This is a genomic window from Microbacterium sp. OVT16B, assembly GCF_019969705.1.
GTDB classification, from domain to species: Bacteria; Actinomycetota; Actinomycetes; order Actinomycetales; family Microbacteriaceae; genus Microbacterium; species Microbacterium natoriense.
Map to the genome: position 1 here is coordinate 234,373 of NZ_JAHXZA010000001.1, position 22,621 is coordinate 256,993.

The window sequence follows — 22,621 nt, forward strand, 5'->3', positions numbered from 1 at the left end:
CCGCGGGAGACTCAGCGGTAGTCGCGGTCGCGGTGCTGCCCGGTCTCGTCTCCGGACTCGACGCGTGCGGCCTCGCGGGCGCGCAGCTCGACGCGACGGATCTTGCCCGAGATGGTCTTCGGCAGCTCGGGCGCGAACTCGATGATCCGCACCCACAGGTGCGACGACAGGCGGTCGTGCGCGTAGGCGAAGATCGATCGTGCGGCCTCCGCCTCGTCGGCTCCGGCATCCGTCCGCAGGCACACGTACGCCTTCGGCACCGCCAGGCGGGTCGGATCCGGGCTCGGCACCACCGCCGCCTCGACCACGAGGTCGTGCTCCAGCAGCACCGACTCGAGCTCGAACGGCGAGATCTTGTAGTCCGAGGCCTTGAAGACGTCGTCCGCCCTGCCGACGTAGGTGAGGTGGCCGTCGGCATCCCTCGTCGCGATGTCGCCCGTGTGGTGGAACCCGCCTGCGCGCGACTCCGCCGTCTTCTCCGGGTCGTCGTAGTACCCGGCCATGAGGCCGAGGGGCGGCTGCGACAGGTCGAGGGCGATCTCACCCTCCCCGTCGGTCACGGCGCCCGTCACGGGGTCGAGCAGCACGACGGGGTAGCCGGGGAGCGGTCGTCCCATCGATCCGATCTTGATCGGCTGGCCGGGGGAGTTGCCGATGCACGCCGTCATCTCGGTCTGACCGAAGCCGTCGCGGATCGTCCCTCCCCACGCGTTCCGCACGCGCTCGATGACCTCGGGATTCAGGGGTTCGCCGGCGCCGACGAGCTCACGCGGCGGATGCGTGAGGCGTCCGAGGTCGGCCTGGATCAGCATGCGCCACACGGTCGGCGGTGCGCAGAACGTCGACACGTGGTGGGTGTCCATGACCTGCATGAGGGCGTTCGCGTCGAAGCGGTCGTAGTTGTAGACGAAGACGGTGGCCTCGGCGAGGAACGGCGAGTAGAAGCTCGACCAGGCGTGCTTCGCCCACCCGGGCGACGAGATGTTGAGATGCACGTCGCCCGGCCGCACGCCCAGCCACCACATGGTCGACAGGTGGCCGATCGGGTAGGAGACGTGGGTGTGCTGCACGAGCTTGGGACGACTGGTGGTGCCGCTGGTGAAGTAGAGCAGGGCGGTGTCGGATGCCGGGGTCGGGGCATCCGGCTCGAAACCCGTCGGGGCGTCGGCGGAGTCCGCGAAGCGCTCCCACCCAGCGGGGATGCCGTCGCCGACGCCGATCCGCAGGGTGTCGATGCCGTCGAGCCGCCCGGCGAGTGCGCCGAGGGTCACGACGGCGCGGGCGCGGCCGTGCTCGATGCGGTAGGCGAGGTCGGATGCCGACAGCAGCGTCGAGGTCGGGATCGACACCGCGCCGATCTTGGTGATCGCGAGCATCACCTCCCACAGCTCGATCTGGTTGCCCAGCATCACGATGACGTGATCGCCGCGGCGGATGCCGAGACCCGTGAGCCAGGCGGCGACCTGGTCGGAGCGGGCGGAGAGTTGCCCGTAGCTCCACTCCGCGAGCGACAGGTCGGCGGACACGATCTGCACGGCGGGGCGGTCGGGGTCCTCTCCCGCGACGACGTCGAACCACTCCAGCGCGAAGTTGAACTCGTCGGGGTGCGGCCAGGAGAAGCCGGCGCGTGCGGCGTCGTAGTCCGTGGCGTTCGCGAAGAGGAAGTCCCGCATCTTGCGGATCGTGTGCGTGGCTGCGGTGGCGCTGCGGCTCATTCGGTGCTCCCTTGCTTCACGTGCCGTTCCATCCTCGCGTTCTCGGGCCCTGCGCGCGAGTGCGGGGCTGGGCATCCGTCGACGGCGCGGCTACCGGCCGAGCAGTCCGCTTCCGTCGCGGAGCTCGAACACCAGCTGGGTCTCGGTGCCCCGCACGACGGGGTGGATCGTGATGTGCTCCAGCACGATGTCCCGCAGTGCCGTCGCATCCTGCACGGCGACGTGCACGAGGAAGTCGTCGACCCCGGCGACGTGGAAGACCTGCAGCACGCGGGGGATGCCGACGAGCGCATCGAACAGCGCGGTGACCTTGGGGCCGGTGTGGTTCGCGAGGCGCACCTTGATGATCGCCTGCAGCGGGAAGCCCAGGGCGGCCTCGTCGACGCGGATGCGGGTGTCGCGGATGACGCCGCGCTCGCGCAGCGCCCGCACGCGGTGCGCGCACGTCGACTCGGCGAGACCCAGACGGGTGGCGAGCGCCTTGTTCGTGACCTCGGCATCGGCGGTGAGGGCGGCGAGCAGTTCGAGGTCGAGCTCGTCGAGTTGCGGTTTCGCCAAGATGGCTCCTCTTCGAAGGTCGCTTTCGGCACAGAATAGCGAATGCAGCGGAAGAACTGGCGGATGCTGTCGAATCCCTGCGCCCGGATTGGGATTCGGGCAACGTGGAGACATGACTGCACCGCTGCATCCCGACACCGTCGCCGTCCACAGCGGCCGCTCCGACCTCGAGGGTCTCGGGGTCCATGCGCTGCCGATCGACCTCTCCACGACGAACCCGCTGCCCGACATCGAGCGCGGAGGAGACTCGTACGAGGCGATGGCCACGGGCGGACGCCCTCCCGCCGACGGCAGCATGGTCTACGCCCGCCTGTGGAACCCCACGGTCGCGCGTTTCGAGGAGGCGCTCGCCGAGCTCGAGCACGCCGAGGCCGCGGTCGCGTTCGCCTCGGGCATGGCGGCGATGACCGCGGTGATCCTCGCGCACGGCCCCGCGACGGGCATGCGCCACGTCGTCGCGGTGCGCCCGTTGTACGGCGGAACCGATCACCTGCTGGGCTCCGGGCTGCTCGGCGTCGAGACCACGTACTGCCACCCCGACGAGGTCGCCGCCGCGATCCGACCCGACACGGGGCTCGTCGTGGTCGAGACCCCCGCGAACCCCACGCTCGACATCGCGGACATCGCCGACGTCGTGCGTCAGGCCGGCGGGGTTCCGGTCGTGGTCGACAACACGTTCGCGACCCCCGTGCTGCAGAACCCGATCGACCTCGGTGCGGCGATGTCGCTGCACAGCGCCACGAAGTACCTGGGCGGTCATGGAGACGTGATCGCGGGCGTCGTCGCGTGCAGCGAGGAGACCGCCGAGGCGCTGCGCCGCGTGCGCGCCGTCACGGGAGGGCTGCTGCATCCGCTCGGTGCGTACCTGCTGCACCGTGGACTCACGACCCTGCCGGTGCGGATGCGCGCGCAGCAGGAGAGCGCCCGCCGCATCGTGCAGTGGCTGATCGATCGGCCCGAGGTCGCCGAGGTGTTCTACCCGGGGCTGGACGGCGATCCGCGCGGCATCCTCGGGCGGCAGATGCGCGGCACCGGCGCGATGATCGCGATGCGGATGCGGGGCGGCTTCGCCGCGGCATCCGCCATCACCACGGCGACCGAGCTGTTCACGCATGCGGTCTCGCTCGGAGGAGTCGACTCGCTCATCCAGCATCCGGCGGCCCTCACGCACCGCCCGGTTCCGCCCGAGGCCCGGCCGGGCGCCGACGTGCTGCGCCTCAGCATCGGACTGGAGAACGTCGACGACCTGATCGCCGACCTCGCCACCGCGTTCGCCGCCCTCCCGCAGCACGCCCCCGAGCTGCACGCCGCCCGCTGACCCCCGCCCTCACCCCGAGGGTGGCGTCGAGATCCCGTGCACTCGTCGAGTGCACGGGATCTGCGCGTGAAGATCTCGTGCGTTCGAGAGGATGCCGTGCACTCGCGCGGCGCGTTGCCGCGAAGGGTCGCGCAGCAGGACGCTGTTGACTCGGGGTCAATGGGAATTGTGAGATCACTACAAGGAACCGAGTATCAGTGCTCCTGAGACTTGGTCCCGAGCGGCAAAGCTGTGCGGAGGCTGGGAAAGCCGCCCATACACTCGCCGGTGGCAACGACGCCACCGACCCCAGGAGTCCTCAATGATGAGTGCTAGACCCCATGCCCACGGACTTGGAATGCGCATCGCCGTGATCGTGCTCAGCGTTCTGCTGGCCGCGATGGTGATCCTGTTCTTCATCGTGACCGGCAAGATCGCCGCCGGTGCAGCCGAGCTCGCCGGCGGAACGACCACGGCCGAAGACGGCTCCGCCGCGCTGGCCGACGGGGCGGGAGACCTCTCGTCCGGCGCAGACAAGCTCGCCGCAGGCACCGAAGACCTCGCCGCCGGAGCGACCACCGCACACGACGGCGCGCAGAAGCTCGCCGCCGGAGCGCAGTCGGCCGCCACCGGTGCGGCGACGCTCTCCGAGGGCGCCGGAGCCCTCGCCGCAGGAGCGTCGAACGCCGTGGCCGGTGCGGGCAAGCTCAGCGCCGGGGCCCAGACGGCCCTCAGCGGCGCCCAGGACCTCCAGGCCGGGACCACGAGGGCGGATGCCGGGGCGCAGCTCGCCGTCGACGGCGCGAAGCTCCTCGCGGCCGGCGCCCAGAAGGTCGGCGGCGGCAGCGTGTCCTTGGCCGCCGGCGCCCAGCAGCTCGCTGCCGGGGCGAGAGAAGTCGATGGCGCCGCACAGCTCGCCCTCGACGGAGCCGGCAGCCTCTCCCGAGGCGCGTCAGATCTGGATGCCGGAGCGCAGCAGGTCCTCGACGGCGCCAACAACCTCGCCGCTGGTGTCGCGGGAGCGCACCAGGTCGCCGTTCAGGTGAAGGCGGGCGCCGACCAGCTCAGCGCAGGGCTATCTTCGGCGGTGACCCCTCAGCTGCAGAGCCTCGCCAGCGATCAGGCCGCGACCGCGATCAGCGGCGCGGCGCAGGGCGCGCCGGCCAACTCGCAGGCGCTGGCCGATGCGTTGGCGCAGCTCGCCGCTGCAGACCCCTCCAACACGAAGCTGCAGGAGCTGAAGGCGCTGGCGGCCGGTCTGGATCAGCAGGTCGACGGCATCGCGGGAGCGGCGGCCGCAGCGCCGCAGCTCGCCAAGGGTGCGCTCGCGGCGGCGAGCGGTGCACAGGGTCTCGCCGCGGGAGCGAACGCGCTGGTGAACGGCGACGCGGCGAAGGGGTGGCCCGGAACGGTCGCGCTCGCAGCCGATACGGGCGCTCCGGCGTTCGTGCTCGGCGTTCAGAGCCTCAAAGCGGGCAGCGCTGAGGTCGCTGCGGGAGCGTCCCAGCTCGTCGTCGGCCTCGACACGCTGAAGACCGAGGGCACGTCCGTCGTCGCCGCAGGGGCCGCGACCGTCGCACAGGGAGCGGTGCCCCTCGCGGCCGGTTCGACCGAGCTCTCCGCCGGAGCACAGCAGCTCTTCACCAAGCTGCAGCCGCTCAAGGACGGTACATCCCAGCTGTCCGCGGGAGCCGCCAAGCTCTCGGGCGGTCTCCAGGCACTCTCGTCCGGCGCCTCCACGCTCCACTCCGGAACGATCAAGCTCGACTCCGGCGCGACCTCGCTGAGCCAGGGCGCGGTGTCCCTCGCCGAAGGCGCGGCGACACTGCAGTCCGGAGCATCCGACCTCAGCACCGGCGTCGGCGACCTCTCCGAAGGCGCGGCCACCGTGGCCGAGAAGACCGGCGAGCTCGCGGCGGGCGGCGACAAGATCGAAGCGGGCGCGACCGACCTCGCCGAGGGCACCGGCCTGATCGCCGACGGCTCCGGCACCCTGGCATCCGCCACCGCCGGTGCGGCCCCGTCGACCCTTCCGTGGATGCTCGGCATCGGACTCGTGGGCCTCATCGCCCTCGGATTCTGGGTCGGTCACCGCATCTCCCACCGCCGCGCGCTCGCCGCGGCCTGAAACCCCACTCCCCACCCCACTCCCCACCCCACCCCCGCAGACCGCCCCCTCGACACGACGTCGAGGGGGCGGTCGGTGCGTGGGCGCCGCTCAGGGCAGAACCGCCCACAGCAGAAACCGGTCAGCGCAGAGACGGGGCGGCGGATGCTGGGGGCATGAGCGAAGACACCCCCATCCCGCAGTTCGGCCCCGAAGCGCGGCGTGCGCTGTTCCACGACCGCATCCTCGTGCTCGACGGCGCCCTCGACGACGACAACGGCACGCTGCTGATGACGCAGCTCCTCACCCTCTCGGCCGAGGACCCCGTGGCCGACATCGCACTGTGGATCCACTCGCCCGGAGGCTCGGTTCCCTCGATGCTCGCGATCCGCGACCTCATGAGGCTCGTGCCGAACGACGTCTCGACGCTCGCCCTCGGCCTCGCCTGCAGTGCCGGGCAGTTCCTGCTCTCCGCGGGCGCGAAGGGCAAGCGCAGAGCCCTGCCGCACGCGCGCATCCTCATGCACCAGGGGTCGGCGGGCATCGGCGGATCGGCGGTCGAGATCGAGACCCAGGCCGACGACCTCCGCCACATGCGCGACACCGTGCTCGGGCTCATCGCCGGCGACACCGGTCAGCCCCTGGAGCGCATCTTCGAGGACTCTCTCCACGACCGCTGGTACACGGCGGAGCAGGCGCGCGACTACGGCTTCATCGACGAGATCGTCGGCTCGTTCGCCGAGATCATGCCCCGCAGACGCGCCCGCGTCGGGCTGGGGGCGGACGCATGAGCAGCTACACGATCCCGAACGTGATCGCGCAGCATCCGCGGGGCGAGCGCGTCATGGACGTCTATTCGCACCTCCTCGCCGAACGTGTGATCTACCTCGGCACCGGCATCGACGCCGGCGTCGCCAACGCACTCATCGCGCAGCTGCTGCACCTCGACGCCGACAGCCCCGAGAGCGGCATCCAGTTCTACATCAACAGCGAGGGCGGCGATCCAGGGGCCGCTCTCGCGATCTACGACACCATGCAGCACATCCGTCCGACGATCGCGACGACGTGCGTCGGCCAGGCGATCGGCCCCGCGGCGCTGCTCGTCGCATCGGGAGCACCGGGTCAGCGGTCCGCCCTCGCCCACGCGCGCATCGTGCTGCATCAGCCCGCCGGGCAGTCGCGCGGCGCGATCCCCGACCTGATCCTCGCGGCCGACGAGGTGGTGCGGGTGCGCGCGGACATGGAGGAGATCCTCGCCAGGCACAGCGGCCGCACGGTCGCCGAGCTGCGGGCCGACACCGACAGGGACCGCGTGTTCGCGGCATCCGCTGCCAGGGACTACGGCCTCATCGACACCGTGCTGGGGGAGCGGGGCTGACCCCGGACGCCGTGCGGGGCGCCGGTGCGATAAGGAACGTGTCGGATGCGCGGTCGCGGTTTCCCGCTGTGCCTGACGTTCTGTCGGCCCCGAACCTGCTCTGTCGGCGCGCCTGCACGCACCGCGCCGACAGAGCGGCACCCGCGCCGACAGAGTGTCGGGCCGTCGGGCCGTGGGGGAGACACAGGCGACGGATGCCGGATTCGCGCCGACAGAACGGCACCCGCGCCGACAGAGTCTCGGGCCGTCGGGCCGTGGAGGGCGAGGCGACGGGATGCCGGATTCGCGCCGACAGAACGGCTCTCGCGCCGACAGAGTCTCGGGCCGTGGGGGAGACACAGGCGACGGATGCCGGATTCGCGCCGACAGAGCGGCACCCGCGCCGACAGAGTGTCGGGCCGTGAGGCCGTGGAGGGCGAGGCGACGGATGCCGGATTCGCGCCGCTCCTCAGGCGGCGAGGGCGAACGCGCCGCGCGCGGCCGAGACGGCGGATGCGGATGCCGGCTCCGACCGCAGCTCGTCGGCGACGGCGCTGGTGAGCTCGATCAGGGACGTGTCGAGGGCGCCGGCGATCGCGGCGATCATCTCGCTCGACGGCTCCTTGAGTCCGCGCTCGACCTCCGAGAGGTACTGCGGGGAGACGCCCGCCTTCTCTGCGGTCTCGGTGAGGGTCTCGTCGCGGTCGTGGCGACGGCGGCGCAGCTGGTCGCCCAGCAGCTGCCGCCACAGCGGCTCGGGCTCGGAGGGGCGACGCGGTGCACGGGGGAAGGGGACGAGTGCGGCCATGCCTCACGGTACGTCGGGCCGTGGCGCGGCATCCATCGATTCTGCTCTGAGCAGAACGATCAGGACTGCTCTCACGCGGAGGCGCGTCAGGCCTCCGTGGTGAGGCGGACGGATGCCGCGGCATCCGTCGCCGTCCAGCTCGCCAGCAGCCCCAGCTTCTCGGCCGACGCCGAGCCGGGCTCCGCGGTGTACGCCGACAGTTGGAGTCCGGGGTCGGCGGGAAGCTCGAACGCCTCGTAGGTGAGCTCCATCTCGCCGACGACCGGGTGGTTGATGCGCTTGCGGCCCGTGCGGTGGAAACGCACGTCGTGCGCCGCCCACAGCGTGCGGAACCGGTCGCTGCGCGTCGACAGCTCTCCGACGAGATCGGTGAGCTTCTTGTCGAAGGGGTTGCGACCGGCCTCGCCGCGCATCGCGGCGACGAGCTCCTGCGTGTTGCGCTCCCACTCGGGGTAGAACTCCTGAGCTGCAGGGTTGAGGAACGCGAAGCGCGCGCTGTTGGGCCGCGGCTCCGCGAACACGGGGGCGTACAGCGCCCGGCCGAGCGCGTTCGCCGCGCGGTAGTCGAAGTGATTGTCGCGCACGATCGCCGGCGCCTCGGTCATCGCGTCGAGCAGACGCAGGATGCTGGGCCGCAGCTGTCCAGGCTTGGTGCGGGGCGAGCGCGGAACGGGGCCGGCGTTGGCGGAGCGAGCGAGGTCGAACAGGTGCGCGGTCTCGGCCTCGTCGAGCTGGAGCGCGCGGGCGAGGGCGTCGAGCACGCTCTCGGACGCCCCGGACAGGTCTCCGCGCTCGAGGCGGGTGTAGTAGTCGACGCTGACGCCCGCCAGCAGCGACACCTCCTCGCGCCGGAGCCCCGGCACGCGCCGGTTGCCCCCGTACACGGGGAGTCCGGCCTGGTCAGGGGTGATGCGGGCGCGCCTCGACGAGAGGAACTCGCGCACCTCGCTGCGGGTGTCCATGCCTTCGACCGTACGCCCTGTCGGCCCCACGAGACAGGTACTGACGGTACCTCGCACGGCGGGCGCGGTTCGCACGTTCGGGCTGGGTTCGCACGTTCGGGCTGAGGTTCTGCCGGCATCCGTCCTCCCGAGCGTGCTTTCTCCTCCCGAACGTGCTCTCTCTTTCGGGGGCCTGAGGGCGTGCGCGCCGCGCCGCGCGTTGGGGCTGGGTTCGCATGTTCGGGCTGAGTTCGCACGTTCGGGCTGAGGTTCTCCCGGCATCCGTCCTCCCTAGCGTGCTTTCTCCTCCCGAACGTGAGGCGTGCCAGGAGGGCCGCACGTTGGGGCTGAGTTCGCACGTTCGGGCTGAGGCTCTCTCGGCATTCGTCCTCCCGAGCGTGTTTTCTCCTCCCGAACGTGCTCTCTCGGGCTGGGCCTGAGGGTGTGTACGCCGCGCCGCACGTTCGGGCTGAGTTCGCGCGTTCGGGCGGAGGTTCTCTCGGCATCCGTCCTCCCGAACGTGCTCTCTCTTTTGGGGGCCTGAGGGTGTGCACGCGGGTCGCGCGTTCGGGCTGAGTTCGCGCGTTCGGGCGGAGGTTCTCTCGGCATCCGTCCTCCCGAGCGTGCTTTCTCCTCCCGAACGTGCGGGCGTGCGAGGCCGCACGCGTCAACTCGCAGCACACCCCGCAGCACGACCCCGCACCTCACCCCAGCACGAGCCCCGCACCCCCGCAGCACGCACCCGCACCGCACCCCCAGCACGACCCCCGAGGCTCGCGCGCTACAGGGCGGCGGTGATCCCGGGCAGGAGCTTCGAGAGGATGCCGCCCAGCTGATCGCGCTCCTGCGTGGTCAGCGGATCGAGCACCAGCTCGCGGATCTGCGCCACGTGCACCGGGGCCGCCGAGCGCAGCAGTTCGCGTCCGGCATCCGTGAGCGCTGCCGTGAGGGTGCGCTTGTCGCTGCTGCAGCTCGTGCGCGTCACCCACCCCCGCTCCTCGAGCGAGTCGATGGCGTGACTGAGGCGTGAGCGGCTGAGTCCGGCGATGTGCGCGAGCTCGGTCATCGGGATCGCCCTGTCGGCCTGACCGGCGAGGGTGATGAGGATCGCGTAGTGCGCGTGGTTGAGTCCGGTCTCGGCCTTCAACGCCCGGTCGAGCACCTGTGGCAGCAGCTGCACGAAGCGGATGGTCGGCAGCCAGGTCGCCATCTCGGCGTCGTCGAGCCGCCGCTCGCTCATCAGGCGGCCGACAGGTCGAGCGTGTGCGAGGTGTGGTCGCGCTTCGCCTGCAGGTACCGCGTGTTCGCCTCCGACAGGTGGACGCCGGTCGGGATGCGCTCGGCGACGCGGATGCCGAGCTCTTCGAGCTGCACCGCCTTGTCGGGGTTGTTGCTGAGCAGGCGGATGCCGTCGACGCCCACGGCGCGCAGCATCTGCGCGGCGACGGTGTAGTCGCGTTCGTCCTCGCCGTGACCGAGGGCCACGTTCGCCTCGTAGGTGTCGAGTCCCGCGTCCTGCAGCGCGTAGGCGTCGAGCTTGGCATAGAGGCCGATGCCGCGACCCTCCTGGCGCAGGTACAGCAGGAAGCCGCCCTCGTCGGAGATCCGCTCGACCGCCTCGCGCAGCTGCGGACCGCAGTCGCAGCGCTCCGAGCCGAACACGTCGCCCGTGAGGCACTCGCTGTGCGGGCGCACGAGGGGTGCGTCGCCGCCCTCGGCTGCGCGCTCCATGGCTCCGCGCCAGTCGCCGAGTCCCAGCAGCAGGTGCTCGCGCCCGTCGACGAGACCGTCGAAGGTGACCACGTCTGCGGTGGTGGAGAACCCGTCGGCGAAGCGCATCGGCACGCGCACACGGGTCCGCTCTGCGGCGATCGGAACGACGGTTGAAGTTTCAATCATGTCTGGTGCAACGCGGACGCCCCGTCTCTATTCCCGGCATCTCCCGGTCACGATCGGGTTGCGGAGTCGCGGCGTTCTCAGCGTGTGGCGTAGAAAGGGAGGATGACGAAGGGGGCGAAGAGGGCGCTGTGGATCGTCCTCGGCTGTCTTCTCCTGACCACCGTGCTGTTCGCCCCCGTGTTCGGGGCTGGCATGTGCGTGGACGCTCAGGACTCCGCGAACTCGTACTGCCGCGAGTGGCAGACCTCGCTCATCGGGCTCGAGACCACGCCGTGGATGTGGCTGGCCCTGAGCGCTGCGGCCGTGGTCGTCGCGCTTCTCGTCGTGCGTCCGTTCCGCGCGAACGACTCGACGCCCCGGAGAGCCCGCTCCCCGGCGTCGACCTCACGTGACGTCGACGAGTGCACGGCATCCTCGCGTCGACAACTCGTGCACTCGCCGAGTCCGCGTGACGTCGACGGCGACCGCGGGGGACAGAAGAGTCAGGGCTGTCTGCGGCGGCGGATGAGCTTGAGCTCGCTGGCGAGGATGCCCAGCACGACGAGCCCGCCGCCGATCAGCGCGGTGACGGGCAGACGCTCGCCGGCGATGCGTCCGACGACGGCCGCCCAGACCGGCTCCCCGGCGTAGATGATCGTGGCGCGGGTCGGCGACACCGACTTCTGCGCCCAGTTCATGGTGAGCTGGATCAGGCAGCTCGCGGCTCCCAGACCGATGGCCGCCCCCACCCACACCCACGAGAACGCGGGAACGCCCTCGCCGACGACCGGCATGGTGAGGATGCCGAGCACCCCGGCCGTGAGCAGCTGCACGATCGTGACCCTGCCGAGGTCTACGCGGGTCGCGAAGAAGCTGATGAGGATGATCTCCGCCGCGATCGGCAGCGTGCTGATCATCGTGGCGAACTCGCCGGGGCCGAGCGTGAACGTGAGGGCGTCCGGCCCCGCGATCAGGAGCAGGCCGACGAACGCGAGACCCGCCCCGACGAACGCCATCACGGGCGGACGCCTGCGGAACACCGCCCACTGCGCGAACGGCACCAAGGGCACGTACATCGCCGTGATGAACGCCGACGTGCTGGAGTCGATGGTCTGCAGTCCCACGGTCTGCAGGCCGTAGCCGAGGTGGATCATCACGCCGATCGCGGCGCCCGCGCCGATGTCGCGCCAGCGGATGCCGCGCAGCGACCTCCGGAAGATCACCACGCTGATGAGACCGGCCACGAGGAACCGGATGCCGACGAAGAACCACGGCCCCGAGTGCTCCATGGCCCAGTGCACGAGCAGGAACGTGCTGCCCCAGACCGCGGTGATCGCGACGAGGGCGACCTCCTGAGGACGGAGACGCATCCAGCGGAGACGAGCGGGCATTCGGTGCCTTTCTCGATCTGCCTCCCCGAGCCTATCGCCGCCGCGGCGTCCGTCACCGGCATCCCCCTTTCGCGTTCACAGCGTTCGGACGGCGGGCGAATTGTCGGCGGGGAGGCCGGTGTGCCGGCGGGATTCTCCGGATGCTGCCGACACACCGCCGACCGCGCCGACAGGATGACCCCGTCCGCGGTCGGATGCCGCCGCGGCCCATGACGGAATGCGACCGGATCGGCGAGCCGAGGGTCGCCGGCGGGTAGCCTCGCCCCATGAGCAACTTCGTGACCGCCGCCGAACTCAACGACCTGCTGACCACGGGCGCGCCCGTGCGCGTCATCGACGTGCGCTGGCGGCTCGACCGTCCGGACGGACGCGGCGAGTACCTGGAGGGGCACGTCCCCGGTGCGGTGTACGTGCCGCTCGATCAGGAGCTCGCGACGCACGGGGAGCCGTCAGAGGGCCGGCATCCGCTCCCGTCCACCGCGACGCTGCAGGCGGCGGCCCGCCGCTGGGGCGTGCGCCCTGGCGACACGGTGGTCGTGTACGACGACGCCAAGGGCATCGCGGCGGCGCGCGCGTGGTGGCTGCTGCGGCAGGGCGGGGTCGATGTGAAGGTGCTCGAGGGCGGCATCCGCTCCTGGAAGGCAGCCGGTCTCGACACGACGACCGACGATGTCGCGCCGGAGCACGGAGACGTCGTGCTCGCCGAGATCGGGGCGGACGCGATCTCCATCGACGAGGCCGCGGCGTTCCCGGCATCCGGAGTCCTGCTCGACGTGCGCGCACCCGAGCGCTACCGCGGCGAGACCGAGCCCCTCGACCCGGTGGCCGGCCACGTGCCCGGCGCCCGCAACCTGCCCACCGTGCTGCACTTCGACGCCGAGGGGCGGATCCTCGATCACGACACCGTGCGGGCGACCTTCGCGTCGGTCGGCGTCACCCCCGGCACGGCCGTCGCCGCGTACTGCGGGTCGGGCGTCACGGCCGCGCACACCGCGCTGATCCTCGACGAGGTCGGCATCCCGGCGAAGGTGTTCCCCGGTTCGTGGAGCCAGTGGTCGAACACCCCCGGCCGCCCCGTGGCGACCGGCGATCAGCCGGGCTGATCCGTCCGCTCCCCGAAGCCCCAGCGCAGCTCCACCGTGCCGGGGCCGAACGCCCTGCGCACCTGATGGATCGACGACCGGCCCTCGAGCGACAGCGGGGCGAGGTGGATGCCGGTCGGCGTCTCGATCTTCTCCTCGATCCAGTCCGGCAGCGCGTCGGGGTGGAATCGCGTCCAGACCATCAGCTCACGGCACTGTCGGGCGACCGCATGACCCGTCTCGCGCGTGGGCGGATAGTCGTCCGGGTAGGCGATGGACCACTCGATGACCGCGGTGCCGGGGGCGGTGAGAGGGCTCTCCAGCTCGAACAGCGCGCCGTGGACCTCGCCGGTCGGGTGCGAGTACCGCCCCGAGATGCTGCCGCCGGAGACCGCGTCGAGCAGCGGCGCCGGAGTGCTGATCCCGGGGCTCAGCTCGAGGAAGGGGATGGCCGACACCGTGCCGACGGTCGACTGCACCACGCTGCGGGTGATGCAGCGGAAGACGTTCCCGTCGGCGTCGACGTCGGTGACCGAGTGCGTCGTGAGCTCGCGGCTCGTGTCGGGGTAGGGGGTTCCCAGGGCCTCGAAGGTGTCCTTCACCGCCTGTTCGAGCTCCTTCTCGTCGAGAGGGAACTGGTTCGGCCCCAGAGGACCCGTGCGGTTGGTGCCGCCGAGCAGGGCGGTCAGCGCCCCATCGGGGAGATGCAGCAGCTCCTCGATGTCGTGCAGCGCCGCCATCGACTGCACACCCTCGGGGCGCCGAGCCCCGGACCGCCAGTAGCTGAGGGTCGCCATCGACACCCTGTTGCCGCGGACGCGGAGCTGCTCGTGCAGCCACGCGAGGGTCACGCCTCTGGCGTTGATGCCGTCGCGGAGAGCGGCGGCGACAGCATCCGTCCCGGACGTGCGGAGAACTTTCTTCGAACTCATCACAGGCCCCCTCCGGTATGTGAAGATCTTCGTCCTAGAGTGAGCTTACGACCGCGCACGCGCACCTCAGGGGACGGAGGTGCCGGAGTGGGGTCACTTGGCTGTGTCGCCGCAAGCAGGGTGCCCGACCTTGCACGACCAGCCTGGCGCAGTGATGCCCCCCTCGCTGCGTATGTCGTGGGGCCTGGTGATCGATCTGGGGAGATCCACCCGGCCCCACGAACGTCTCCGGGCACGGCCACAGCTCTCCGCGCCCGCGCGTAGACTGGGTGAGACACCTCGGAGGACCCTGCTCGTCATGTCTGCCCCTGCTCGCACGTTCACCGTGCGCCACGTCCAGCTGGTGCGCGCGCTGTTCGCCGCGGCCGCTGCGCTGATGATCACCTTCTCGCCCGACCACTCGGCGGCGGTGGGACTCGCGGTCTTCAGCGGCTTCGCCCTGACCACCGCCCTCGTGCTGGCCCTCTCGGCCTGGCTCGTCTTCCCTGCGGGATCGCGCTGGCCGTACGTGCTGCTCGCGGCCCTCGGGTTCCTGTTCGGCATGGCGGGCGGCGTGCCCGCCTGGCGCACCGACGACCTGTTCTTCGTCATCGTCGTCGCCTGGGGTGTCACCACCGGGGTGGTCGAGCTCATCGCGGGTCTGCGAGCACGGCGTGCCGGAGAGTCGACCGCACGCGACGCGATCACCGTGGGCGCGTTCGGCATCCTGCTCGGCATCCTGCTGCTGGCGATCCCCGCCGGGTTCACGCAGCCCTACGCGATCAAGGACGCGGGGGAGTTCGTGCTCACCGGCATCATCCTCGGCGTCGGCATGTTCGGCGGGTACGCCGCGATCGTGGCGGTGTTCCTCGGCATCGCGGGTCTCACCCCGAAGCGAGCGGATGCCGTCACCACGGCATCCGATGACGGACTGAGCGCGGCCGAGGCCGCGCGCGGAGGAGAGCGATGAGCGACGAGAAGCCCACCAGACGGGACATCCTGCGCCCCCTCCACCTGCTCGGCATCGCGCTCGGGTGCGGTGTGTTCGCCGCGCTGGTCACGCTGATCTCCACCGGCGCCTTCACGTCGCGCGTCAACACCGCGATCGCCAACGGCACCTATCAGGGGCTCACCCCGATCGCGCTGGGCCTGGTCGTCGGCGGGGGCGCGTTCATCGTGACGCTGCTCGCTCTGGCCATGCTGATCCTCGCGGTCGACCCCGCCGACGTCACGAAGACGGTCGATCGGCCCGTGCTGTACGACCCCGAGACCGAGGGCGACGCCGAGTCCGAGTCGCCGAAGGGCACCGCCTCCTCCTGACCGGCACCCTCCGCCGACTCGGAATAGTCCGGCAGAGCGGGGACTTGTCCCTGTAGTGACTGCTTCGATCGACCGCGCCTCCATCGGACTCCGATCGGAACGCGGACCGGTCCTCGCGGCGCTCATGCTCTCGACCGGTCTCATCGCGATCGACGCGACGATCCTCGCCACCGCGGTGCCCAGCATCGTGCGGGATCTCGGCAGCTACCAGCAGTTCCCCTGGCTGTTCTCGGTGTACCTGCTCGCCCAGGCCGTCAGCGTGCCCATCTACTCGCGCTTCGCCGACACCGTCGGGCGCAAGCCGATCATCCTGCTCGGCATCGGGCTCTTCCTCCTCGGCTCGATCCTCTGCGGCTTCGCGTGGAGCATGCCCGCGCTGATCCTGTTCCGCATCATCCAGGGACTCGGCGCCGGCGCGGTCGCCCCGATGTCGATGACGATCGTCGGCGACATCTACACGGTCGCCGAGCGCGCCAAGGTGCAGGGGTACATCGCGTCCGTGTGGGCGATCTCCTCGGTGGTCGGCCCCGCCCTCGGAGGCATCTTCGCCCAGCTGGACGCCTGGCGATGGATCTTCTGGGTGAACATCCCGCTGTGCCTGATCGCGGGGTGGATGCTGCTGCGCAACTACGAGGAGAAGAAGCAGACCCAGCGCCACCGCATCGACTACGCGGGGGCCGTGCTGCTGACGGTCGGGCTCACCGGTCTCATCCTCGGGATGCTGGAGGGCGGCAACGCGTGGGCGTGGCTCTCCCTGCAGAGCGCGCTGTGCTTCGGCATCGGCGCGCTGGCCCTCGTCGCTTTCGCTCTGGTCGAGCGCCGGGCCGCGGAGCCGATCGTCGACCTGCGGCTCGCCGCACGCCCGCTCATCCTCACGACCACGATCGTCTCGCTCGGCATCGGCGCGCTCATGACCGGCGTCACCAGCTTCGCTCCGGCCTACCTCGAAGGATCGATCGGCATCGCTCCGCTGCTGTCGGGGCTCGCGGTCGCCGCGCTCACGCTCGGCTGGCCGATCTCGGCGGCCAACGCGGGGCGCCTCTATCTGCGCATCGGATTCCGCCGCACGACGCTCACCGGCATGAGCATCACGACCGCCGCCGCGATCGTGCTCGCCGTCGTGTCGCCGTGGCCCAACCCGTTCTCCGTGGCCGCGATCGCCTTCGTGCTGGGCTTCGGTCTCGGCTGGAGCGCGGCGCCGACGCTGATCGCCGCCCAGGCGTCGGTCGGGTGGGGCGAGAGGGGCGCCGTCACGGGCATGAACGCCTTCGCCCGCTCGGCGGGAAGCGCACTGGGCGTCGCCGTGTTCGGAGCGATCTCCAACTCCGTGATCGCACAGGGAGCCGGCCCCGACGACCCCGCGACGATCATCTCGGCATCCGTCTGGGTGTTCGTCGGCGCCGCGGTCGTGGCCGCGCTGACCCTGGCCGCCGCGTTCTTCATGCCCCGTGACTCCGTGGAAGAGCACTCCGGCGAGGCGCGCTAGCCCCCTCTCTTCCGCGCCTCAGCGTCGCGTCGACGTCGCGTGAACTCGACGGCGGCGGCAGCGTGACGCAGGGAGAGCGGGTCAGCTGCGGGGGCGCTTCTCGATGTCGTCGAGCATGGCGCGGAGCTCGGCCTCCTGCGCCTTCTCCTGCGCCGACTCCGGGTCGTACGCGCGCAGGCGCACGCTGACCTCGTCGAGCAGGGTGTCCACGGCATCCGCGTCGTAGCCGGTGCCGAAGAACGGCGCGTTCCGGAACTGCGCGAGCACGATCTCGTCCACGCGGAGCGCAGGGCGGAACCCACGCTCTCCGGCCCTCAGAGCCTCCCCGCACCGCGCGAGGAACGCGTCGACCTCCTCGACGTCGTACCGGCTCCCGATGCGACGCAGCGGCAGCGTCGCCGCTGCGAGCTGTGCGCTGTCCATCCGGGCTACTTCGCCAGCTGCTCGGCGATGCCCGTGTAGGTCGCGGGGGTCAGCGCGAGCAGTCGCTGCTTCGCGGCATCCCCGATCTCCAGCTTCTGCACGAACTCCGCGAGGTCCGCAGCGCCGACGCGGTGGCCGCGGGTGAGCTCCTTGAGCAGCGCGTACGGGTCCTGGATCGTGGAGCGCCCGGCGACGACCTCCGCGCGGATCACGGTCTGGATGGCCTCGGCGAGCACCTCCCAGTTCACGTCGAGGTCGGCGAGCAGCACGTCGCGCGACAGCGAGATCGCGTTCAGGCCGCGGCGCAGGTTGTCGAGCGCGAGCAGCGAGTGCCCGAACGCGACGCCGATGTTGCGCTGCGTCGTGGAGTCGGTGAGGTCGCGCTGCAGGCGGCTCGTGACCAGGGTCTGGCCGAGCGAGGCGAGCAGGGCGCCCGAGATCTCCAGGTTCGCCTCGGCGTTCTCGAAGCGGATCGGGTTGATCTTGTGCGGCATCGTCGAGGAGCCGGTGGCGCCTGCGACGGGGATCTGCGCGAAGTAGCCCAGCGAGATGTAGGTCCAGATGTCAGTGGCGAGGTTGTGCAGGATGCCGCCGGCGTGACGCACGCGGTCGTACAGCTCGACCTGCCAGTCGTGCGACTCGATCTGCGTCGTGAGGATGTTGAAGCCCAGCCCCAGGCCCTCGATGTACTCCCGCGCGATGGTCGGCCAGTCGGCGTCGGGGTCGGCGGCGAGATGCGCCGACCACGTGCCGGTCGCGCCGGAGAACTTGGCGAGGTAGTCGGATGCCGCGATCTGGCCCCGAACGCGCTCCAGGCGCCACGCGAAGACCGCGAGCTCCTTGCCCATGGTCGAGGGGGTCGCCGGCTGTCCGTGCGTACGGGAGAGCATCGCGGCATCCGCGTGCTCGACGGCCAGCTCGCGGAGCTTGGTGATGATCGTGTCGAGAGCGGGCAGCCAGACCTCCTCGACCGCGCGCTTGACGGTGAGCGCGTAGGAGGCGGAGTTGATGTCCTCGCTCGTGCAGGCGAAGTGGGTGAGCTCGGCGATGCGGTCGAGTCCGAGCGTCGAGAGACGGTCGCGCACCAGGTACTCGATGGCCTTCACGTCGTGCTGCGTGACGGCCTCCTTCTCGGCGAGCCAGTCGATCTCGGCCTGGCCGAAGTCGCGGTAGAGGGCGCGCAGGCGCTCCTTGTCGGCATCCGACAGGGGAGACGTCTCGAACAGCGAGCGGTCGGTGAGGGCGATCAGCCACTCCACCTCGACCTCGACCCGTGCGCGGTTCAGGCCCGCCTCGGAGAGGAAGTCGGCGAGACCGGTGACGGCGCCGCGGTAGCGGCCGTCGAGGGGGCTCAGGGGCTGGGGCGGGAGCGAGGGCTGGAAAGTCAGGGGAGTCCTCCTGATCGGGCCCCTATGCTCGGGGCGTGCGAGGGGCGCGAAGGGCCGGTTCGAGCTGGCGGAACAGGCCGCGCGTCGCCGCCTCAATCATACCGAGCACCGCATCGAACATCTCCGTGCCGGCGTAGTAGGGGTCGGGCACGTCCTGGGTCGAGGCGTCAGGGTCGAACGCGAGAAGCAGCGTGACCTTGCCCTCCTCGTCTTCATCGTGCGCCCACTCGCGGAGGATGCGCTCATGAGTGCGGTCGAGCGCCACGACCAGGTCGTTGTCGGCGAAGGATGCGGTCGTGAACTGCTTCGCTCGGTGCTGCGAGCCGTCGTAGCCGCGGCGGGTGAGGGAGTCGATCGTGCGCTGATCGGCCCTTTCCCCGAGGTGCCAGTCGCCCGTTCCCGCGCTGCGCGAGACGATCCGCGACCCCAGACCCTGGCGCTCTGCGAGATCGCGGAAGACGACCTCCGCCATCGGGGAGCGGCAGATGTTCCCCGTGCACACGAAGATCACGCGGAAGGGATCCGGGGATGTCACCGTTCCATTCTGCCGGTCTCCGGCTCATCCCGCAGTCTCATCCTCCACATTCAGCCTCTGGAGTGACCTGTCCACCGTCGTCGCCGTTCCGCGGATCGCGGCCCCGCACGTCGATCGCGGATCGTGGATGCTGGCCGCATGTACGCATTCGCCATCGCAGACACCGGCGGCTCAGAGGCGGCCTGGGCCCTGATCCTCGCCGGTCACGCCGTCGACGAGGCCGTCCAGGCGCTGGATGCCGTCGGGGCCGCACTCGACCCGCTGATCGCCGACACCGAGTGGGAGTCCGAGGGTGTGCGGGCCCTCCGACGCGAGCTCCTCGGCTATCGCGACGGCGCGGCGGCGGAGGTCGCGCGTCTGCACGAGAGGTCTCGGGAGATGGAGAGGGCGCTGGCATCGTGAGCGGCGGGATGGAGATCGACCACGGCGGAGCGATCTGCGTCGACCCCGAGTCGCTGCGGGAGGTCGCGGCGCGGCTGGCGGCGCTCGCGACGGACATCGACGGAGCGCGCTCCTCGATCATGCGGGCCCATCGCATCATCGTCGACGCCCCTGGGGCGGGCGAGCAGGTCGACACCGTGGCGCTCTGGGCGAGTGGAGAGCGCGCGGAGGAACTGCGGTCTGAGTGCGATTCGGCCGTGATCGGGATCAGGCTGATGGCCGATGTCTACGAGTACGTCGAGCTGCAGGCAGAGGCCGACGCGCTGGCGCTCGCCCACGACGCCGGGGCCGATGCGCTGCGCCGGAGGATGGAGCGGCTCGCCGACGGAGACGCCCGCATCCCCGACATGGCGACTCTGCTCGTGCAGGGCTGGAAGGACGAGCGGTTCCGAGGGCTCGACAGCCAGTTCGACCTCGGCGGGCTGCTGGCGCCGCTGTTCCTCGGGGCCAGCGCGGTCGGCGCCACGGGCCTCGGGGTGATCCCGGCGGGGTCGAGCCTCACGGGCACGGCCGATCCCGTCTCGGTGACGCCCGTGCGCACCTCCTCGCCGTCGGGCGCGCCCGCCGGGGCCGCCGATGCCCTCCGCAGGATGCCGAGTGCGGCGGGCGCGCAGATCGCCGTCGAGAAGTACACGATGCCCGGAGGGGAGGCGAGGTATGTGACCTACCTCTCGGGCACGCAGAACGCCTGGCCGCAGTCGCTGCTCGGCGGGAAGGAGCCGTGGGACATGAAGTCCAACCGAGAGCTCTACACGGGCCGGCGGTCGTCGTCCTATCAGGCGACGCTCGACGCGCTCGCGGCGGCCGGCGCGAAGCCGGGCGACGAGGTCGACGTCGTCGCCCACTCGCAGTCGGGCATGATCGCCGCGCACCTCGCGATGGAGTCGGACTACGACGTGAAGGTGCAGATCACCGCGGGGAGTCCGGTCGAGCCCGCTCTCGACGACGATCAGACCATCGTCCAGTTCCGGCACACCGACGACCTCGTCTCGAGTCTCGCGGGTGGCGGTTCCCCCGGGGGCACGGGCTCGGCCGACAGCGTCACCGTCACGCGCGAGGGCGACCCGCGCGACGGCATCCAGGACGCGGGGCTGGAGACCCATCAGCTCCGCACCTACATCGAGACGGCGGAGATGGCCGATGCCTCCGGCGACCCGCGGATCGAGGCGCTCGGCGAGTTCTGGGCCGACCTCGACGAGGCCGTCGAGGTCGAGCGGACCGAGTACCGGGCGACGCGGGACTGACCGATGGCGCACACGAGAGGAGCGCGCCGACCGGTCAGGGCGGGGGAGTCAGTCGCGGCGGGACTTCTTGGTCTGCGGGCGGAGGATGAAGCCGAAGACGCCGTTGATGACCGAGATGATGAGCGCGGCGAGCACGCCCCACCAGAAGTCCCCGACGGTGAGACCCCAGCCGAATCCGCTCGTGATCCACGCCGTGAGCCACAGGAGGAACCCGTTGATCACGAAGCCGATGAGGCCGAACGTGATGATGTAGAGCGGGAACGCGACGATCTTCACGATCGTGCCGATGATCGTGTTCACGAGGGCGAAGATCGCCGCCACCGCGAGCAGGGTCAGCACGAGCTGCAGGGTCTCGCCGGGCGCGAAGGCCTTGATCTGCACCTGCAGCGCGGGGATCAGCGTCACCACCCACAGGGCGAAGGCGTTCACGACGACACGGATGATGAAGCGCATAGTCCCTCCAGTCTCACACGAGGACGCCGAGATGTCAGCGGGGTGCCTCGGTCTCAGCCGATCGACACGGCGACGGCTGCGTCGACCCCAGTCGGCTCTCGTCCCGTCTGCGCGCCTGCGTCTCCCCTCCACGGAGCCCGAGGGTCTCGGCCGCGGACTCGTAGACTCATGACCGTGACCGACCCGATCCTGCCGCGCATCCGTCCCGCCATCGCCGCCCTCGCGCCGTACCGCCAGGGCAAGCAGGCCGGCCCCGACGCGTACAAGCTGTCGAGCAACGAGAACCCCTTCGAGCCGCTGCCGTCGGTCCTCGACGCGCTCCAGCACACGACGCCGATCAACCGCTACCCCGACGCCACCGCCGGACGCCTGCGCGAGCGCCTCGGCATCCGCTTCAGCGTCGACCCGAACCAGGTCCACGTCGCCGCCGGAAGCGTCTCGATCCTGCACCAGCTCATCCTCGCCACGGCATCCGTCGGCGATGAGGTCATCTACGCGTGGCGCTCCTTCGAGGCCTACCCGAGCCTTCCTCTGGTCGCCGGCGCCACCGGCGTCCAGGTCCCGCTGACCGCGGACTTCCGCCACGACCTCGACGCGATGGCGGATGCCGTCACCGACCGCACCCGCGCGATCATCCTCTGCACGCCGAACAACCCGACGGGCCCGATCATCACGAGCGACGAGTTCGCGAACTTCGTGGCCCGCGTCCCCGGAGACGTCCTCATCGTCCTCGACGAGGCGTACGCCGAGTTCGTCACCGCCCCCGGCGCGGTCGACGGACTCGCCGAGCGCGTCTTCGAGCGGCATCCCAACGTCGTCGTGCTGCGCACCTTCTCCAAGGCGTACGGTCTCGCGGGGCTGCGCATCGGCTATGCGATCGGCAACGAGAAGGTGCTCGACGCCGCCCGCAGCACCGGCATCCCCCTCTCCGTGACCTCCGCGGCCGAGAACGCCGCCATCGCCAGCCTCGACGCCGAGTCCGAGCTCCTCGCCCGCGTCGCCGAGATCGTCGAACGCCGCACGCGCCTCGTCGAGCGTCTCCGCGCCCAGGGGTGGGATGTGCCAGACGCTCAGGGCAACTTCGTCTGGCTGCCGACGGGCGAGCGGACGGATGCCGTGGCCGCGCTCTTCCTCCAGAACGATCTCGTCGTCCGGCCGTTCGCCGGCGACGGCATCCGCATCTCCGTGGGCGAGGACGCGTCCATCGCCCGCGTGCTCGACGTCGCCGCGACAGCCCTCTGACCGGGGATTCTTCGGGTTCCCGACAGATACAAGGGCGTCCTAGG

General features: G+C 70.8%; 24 protein-coding genes. 11 read left to right on the top strand and 13 right to left on the bottom strand.

What is annotated here, in order from left to right:
• Positions 1 to 11: 11 nt before the first annotated feature.
• A complete protein-coding gene (locus LC438_RS01130; RefSeq protein ID WP_223585563.1) occupies positions 12 to 1,715 on the bottom strand; it encodes an AMP-binding protein in 1,704 nt (567 codons plus the stop codon).
• A gap of 90 nt (positions 1,716 to 1,805) precedes the next feature.
• Positions 1,806 to 2,273, bottom strand: coding sequence for an Lrp/AsnC family transcriptional regulator (locus LC438_RS01135; RefSeq protein ID WP_223585564.1), 468 nt, complete (start codon positions 2,271 to 2,273; stop codon positions 1,806 to 1,808).
• 112 nt (positions 2,274 to 2,385) lie between these two features.
• Here LC438_RS01135 and LC438_RS01140 point away from each other — a divergent pair, with 112 nt between their 5' ends.
• The 4 genes from LC438_RS01140 to LC438_RS01155 all read left to right on the top strand — a co-directional run bounded on the left by LC438_RS01140 (position 2,386) and on the right by LC438_RS01155 (position 7,055).
• On the top strand, positions 2,386 to 3,591 hold the full coding sequence (locus tag LC438_RS01140) for a PLP-dependent aspartate aminotransferase family protein (protein ID WP_223585565.1): 1,206 nt from the start codon (positions 2,386 to 2,388) through the stop codon (positions 3,589 to 3,591).
• Positions 3,592 to 3,928: 337 nt separating this feature from the next.
• Positions 3,929 to 5,698, top strand: coding sequence for a hypothetical protein (locus LC438_RS01145; protein ID WP_223585566.1), 1,770 nt, complete (start codon positions 3,929 to 3,931; stop codon positions 5,696 to 5,698).
• A 155-nt stretch (positions 5,699 to 5,853) separates the two neighbouring features.
• The gene (locus tag LC438_RS01150) at positions 5,854 to 6,468 is read left to right on the top strand and encodes a ClpP family protease (protein WP_223585567.1); all 615 of its coding nucleotides are present in this window, start codon (positions 5,854 to 5,856) and stop codon (positions 6,466 to 6,468) included.
• Positions 6,465 to 7,055, top strand: a complete 591-nt coding sequence (locus LC438_RS01155; protein WP_105677536.1) for a ClpP family protease — start codon at positions 6,465 to 6,467, stop codon at positions 7,053 to 7,055. Before LC438_RS01150 ends, LC438_RS01155 begins: the two co-directional genes overlap by 4 nt.
• Positions 7,056 to 7,503: 448 nt before the next feature.
• Here LC438_RS01155 and LC438_RS01160 read toward each other — a convergent pair whose 3' ends face one another.
• The 6 genes from LC438_RS01160 to LC438_RS01185 form a co-directional block, all read right to left on the bottom strand.
• Positions 7,504 to 7,842, bottom strand: a complete 339-nt coding sequence (locus tag LC438_RS01160) for a helix-turn-helix domain-containing protein (protein ID WP_223585568.1) — start codon at positions 7,840 to 7,842, stop codon at positions 7,504 to 7,506.
• 86 nt (positions 7,843 to 7,928) lie between these two features.
• Positions 7,929 to 8,804 carry a helix-turn-helix transcriptional regulator gene (locus LC438_RS01165; RefSeq protein ID WP_223585569.1) on the bottom strand — a complete coding sequence of 292 codons (876 nt, stop codon included), beginning with the start codon at positions 8,802 to 8,804 and terminating at the stop codon, positions 7,929 to 7,931.
• A 760-nt stretch (positions 8,805 to 9,564) separates the two neighbouring features.
• The gene (locus LC438_RS01170) at positions 9,565 to 10,023 is read right to left on the bottom strand and encodes a MarR family winged helix-turn-helix transcriptional regulator (protein WP_223585570.1); all 459 of its coding nucleotides are present in this window, start codon (positions 10,021 to 10,023) and stop codon (positions 9,565 to 9,567) included.
• Positions 10,023 to 10,682, bottom strand: coding sequence for a GTP cyclohydrolase II (gene ribA, locus LC438_RS01175; protein ID WP_223585571.1), 660 nt, complete (start codon positions 10,680 to 10,682; stop codon positions 10,023 to 10,025). Before ribA ends, LC438_RS01170 begins: the two co-directional genes overlap by 1 nt.
• A 206-nt stretch (positions 10,683 to 10,888) precedes the next feature.
• Positions 10,889 to 11,089 (bottom strand): hypothetical protein, encoded by a 201-nt coding sequence (locus LC438_RS01180; RefSeq protein ID WP_223585572.1) that lies wholly within the window; start codon positions 11,087 to 11,089, stop codon positions 10,889 to 10,891.
• 75 nt (positions 11,090 to 11,164) lie between these two features.
• A complete protein-coding gene (locus LC438_RS01185; protein ID WP_223585573.1) occupies positions 11,165 to 12,052 on the bottom strand; it encodes a DMT family transporter in 888 nt (295 codons plus the stop codon).
• A gap of 266 nt (positions 12,053 to 12,318) precedes the next feature.
• Here LC438_RS01185 and LC438_RS01190 point away from each other — a divergent pair, with 266 nt between their 5' ends.
• Positions 12,319 to 13,155: a sulfurtransferase gene (locus LC438_RS01190; protein ID WP_223585574.1), complete on the top strand. Its 837-nt coding sequence runs from the start codon at positions 12,319 to 12,321 to the stop codon at positions 13,153 to 13,155.
• Here LC438_RS01190 and LC438_RS01195 read toward each other — a convergent pair.
• The gene (locus LC438_RS01195) at positions 13,143 to 14,066 is read right to left on the bottom strand and encodes a hypothetical protein (RefSeq protein WP_223585575.1); all 924 of its coding nucleotides are present in this window, start codon (positions 14,064 to 14,066) and stop codon (positions 13,143 to 13,145) included. The two genes, LC438_RS01190 and LC438_RS01195, sit on opposite strands and share 13 nt — an antisense overlap.
• A 298-nt stretch (positions 14,067 to 14,364) precedes the next feature.
• On the opposite strand from LC438_RS01195, the gene LC438_RS01200 reads away from it, so the two are divergent.
• From LC438_RS01200 to LC438_RS01210, 3 genes are read left to right on the top strand one after another with little or no spacing between them, the layout of a single operon-like run.
• Positions 14,365 to 15,015: an acyl-CoA synthetase gene (locus LC438_RS01200; protein ID WP_223585576.1), complete on the top strand. Its 651-nt coding sequence runs from the start codon at positions 14,365 to 14,367 to the stop codon at positions 15,013 to 15,015.
• The gene (locus tag LC438_RS01205; protein WP_105677477.1) at positions 15,012 to 15,365 is read left to right on the top strand and encodes a hypothetical protein; all 354 of its coding nucleotides are present in this window, start codon (positions 15,012 to 15,014) and stop codon (positions 15,363 to 15,365) included. Before LC438_RS01200 ends, LC438_RS01205 begins: the two co-directional genes overlap by 4 nt.
• Before the next feature lie 55 nt (positions 15,366 to 15,420).
• Positions 15,421 to 16,851 (top strand): MFS transporter, encoded by a 1,431-nt coding sequence (locus LC438_RS01210; protein ID WP_181156010.1) that lies wholly within the window; start codon positions 15,421 to 15,423, stop codon positions 16,849 to 16,851.
• A gap of 81 nt (positions 16,852 to 16,932) precedes the next feature.
• On the opposite strand, the gene LC438_RS01215 is transcribed toward LC438_RS01210, so the two are convergent.
• From LC438_RS01215 to LC438_RS01225, 3 genes are read right to left on the bottom strand one after another with little or no spacing between them, the layout of a single operon-like run.
• The gene (locus LC438_RS01215) at positions 16,933 to 17,274 is read right to left on the bottom strand and encodes a hypothetical protein (protein ID WP_223585577.1); all 342 of its coding nucleotides are present in this window, start codon (positions 17,272 to 17,274) and stop codon (positions 16,933 to 16,935) included.
• 5 nt (positions 17,275 to 17,279) lie between these two features.
• The gene (purB, locus tag LC438_RS01220; protein WP_223587437.1) at positions 17,280 to 18,662 is read right to left on the bottom strand and encodes an adenylosuccinate lyase; all 1,383 of its coding nucleotides are present in this window, start codon (positions 18,660 to 18,662) and stop codon (positions 17,280 to 17,282) included.
• A gap of 22 nt (positions 18,663 to 18,684) precedes the next feature.
• Positions 18,685 to 19,134 carry a low molecular weight protein-tyrosine-phosphatase gene (locus LC438_RS01225; protein WP_258132734.1) on the bottom strand — a complete coding sequence of 150 codons (450 nt, stop codon included), beginning with the start codon at positions 19,132 to 19,134 and terminating at the stop codon, positions 18,685 to 18,687.
• 201 nt (positions 19,135 to 19,335) lie between these two features.
• On the opposite strand from LC438_RS01225, the gene LC438_RS01230 reads away from it, so the two are divergent.
• Both LC438_RS01230 and LC438_RS01235 read left to right on the top strand, forming a co-directional pair.
• Complete coding sequence (locus LC438_RS01230; RefSeq protein WP_105677264.1) at positions 19,336 to 19,599, top strand: hypothetical protein; 264 nt, start codon at positions 19,336 to 19,338, stop codon at positions 19,597 to 19,599.
• 8 nt (positions 19,600 to 19,607) lie between these two features.
• Complete coding sequence (locus LC438_RS01235) at positions 19,608 to 20,882, top strand: hypothetical protein (protein ID WP_223585579.1); 1,275 nt, start codon at positions 19,608 to 19,610, stop codon at positions 20,880 to 20,882.
• A 48-nt stretch (positions 20,883 to 20,930) separates the two neighbouring features.
• Here LC438_RS01235 and LC438_RS01240 read toward each other — a convergent pair whose 3' ends face one another.
• Positions 20,931 to 21,335: a phage holin family protein gene (locus tag LC438_RS01240; protein ID WP_105677266.1), complete on the bottom strand. Its 405-nt coding sequence runs from the start codon at positions 21,333 to 21,335 to the stop codon at positions 20,931 to 20,933.
• A gap of 168 nt (positions 21,336 to 21,503) precedes the next feature.
• Here LC438_RS01240 and LC438_RS01245 point away from each other — a divergent pair, with 168 nt between their 5' ends.
• On the top strand, positions 21,504 to 22,577 hold the full coding sequence (locus LC438_RS01245) for a histidinol-phosphate transaminase (protein WP_374197862.1): 1,074 nt from the start codon (positions 21,504 to 21,506) through the stop codon (positions 22,575 to 22,577).
• The last annotated feature ends 44 nt before the right edge of the window (positions 22,578 to 22,621 follow it).

Bases quoted from the DNA above. Each gene is read 5' to 3' on its own strand.
- LC438_RS01140 (WP_223585565.1), top strand. From the start codon at position 2,386: ATGACTGCACCGCTGCATCCCGACACCGTCGCCGTCCACAGCGGCCGC.
- LC438_RS01150 (WP_223585567.1), top strand. From the start codon at position 5,854: ATGAGCGAAGACACCCCCATCCCGCAGTTCGGCCCCGAAGCGCGGCGT.
- LC438_RS01145 (WP_223585566.1), top strand. From the start codon at position 3,929: ATGCGCATCGCCGTGATCGTGCTCAGCGTTCTGCTGGCCGCGATGGTG.
- LC438_RS01240 (WP_105677266.1), bottom strand. From the start codon at position 21,335: ATGCGCTTCATCATCCGTGTCGTCGTGAACGCCTTCGCCCTGTGGGTG.
- LC438_RS01190 (WP_223585574.1), top strand. From the start codon at position 12,319: ATGAGCAACTTCGTGACCGCCGCCGAACTCAACGACCTGCTGACCACG.
- LC438_RS01185 (WP_223585573.1), bottom strand. From the start codon at position 12,052: ATGCCCGCTCGTCTCCGCTGGATGCGTCTCCGTCCTCAGGAGGTCGCC.
- LC438_RS01170 (WP_223585570.1), bottom strand. From the start codon at position 10,023: ATGAGCGAGCGGCGGCTCGACGACGCCGAGATGGCGACCTGGCTGCCG.
- LC438_RS01155 (WP_105677536.1), top strand. From the start codon at position 6,465: ATGAGCAGCTACACGATCCCGAACGTGATCGCGCAGCATCCGCGGGGC.
- LC438_RS01235 (WP_223585579.1), top strand. From the start codon at position 19,608: ATGGAGATCGACCACGGCGGAGCGATCTGCGTCGACCCCGAGTCGCTG.
- LC438_RS01160 (WP_223585568.1), bottom strand. From the start codon at position 7,842: ATGGCCGCACTCGTCCCCTTCCCCCGTGCACCGCGTCGCCCCTCCGAG.
- ribA (WP_223585571.1), bottom strand. From the start codon at position 10,682: ATGATTGAAACTTCAACCGTCGTTCCGATCGCCGCAGAGCGGACCCGT.
- LC438_RS01200 (WP_223585576.1), top strand. From the start codon at position 14,365: ATGTCTGCCCCTGCTCGCACGTTCACCGTGCGCCACGTCCAGCTGGTG.
- LC438_RS01165 (WP_223585569.1), bottom strand. From the start codon at position 8,804: ATGGACACCCGCAGCGAGGTGCGCGAGTTCCTCTCGTCGAGGCGCGCC.
- LC438_RS01230 (WP_105677264.1), top strand. From the start codon at position 19,336: ATGTACGCATTCGCCATCGCAGACACCGGCGGCTCAGAGGCGGCCTGG.
- LC438_RS01130 (WP_223585563.1), bottom strand. From the start codon at position 1,715: ATGAGCCGCAGCGCCACCGCAGCCACGCACACGATCCGCAAGATGCGG.
- LC438_RS01225 (WP_258132734.1), bottom strand. From the start codon at position 19,134: ATGGCGGAGGTCGTCTTCCGCGATCTCGCAGAGCGCCAGGGTCTGGGG.
- LC438_RS01205 (WP_105677477.1), top strand. From the start codon at position 15,012: ATGAGCGACGAGAAGCCCACCAGACGGGACATCCTGCGCCCCCTCCAC.
- LC438_RS01245 (WP_374197862.1), top strand. From the start codon at position 21,504: ATGACCGTGACCGACCCGATCCTGCCGCGCATCCGTCCCGCCATCGCC.
- LC438_RS01215 (WP_223585577.1), bottom strand. From the start codon at position 17,274: ATGGACAGCGCACAGCTCGCAGCGGCGACGCTGCCGCTGCGTCGCATC.
- LC438_RS01195 (WP_223585575.1), bottom strand. From the start codon at position 14,066: ATGAGTTCGAAGAAAGTTCTCCGCACGTCCGGGACGGATGCTGTCGCC.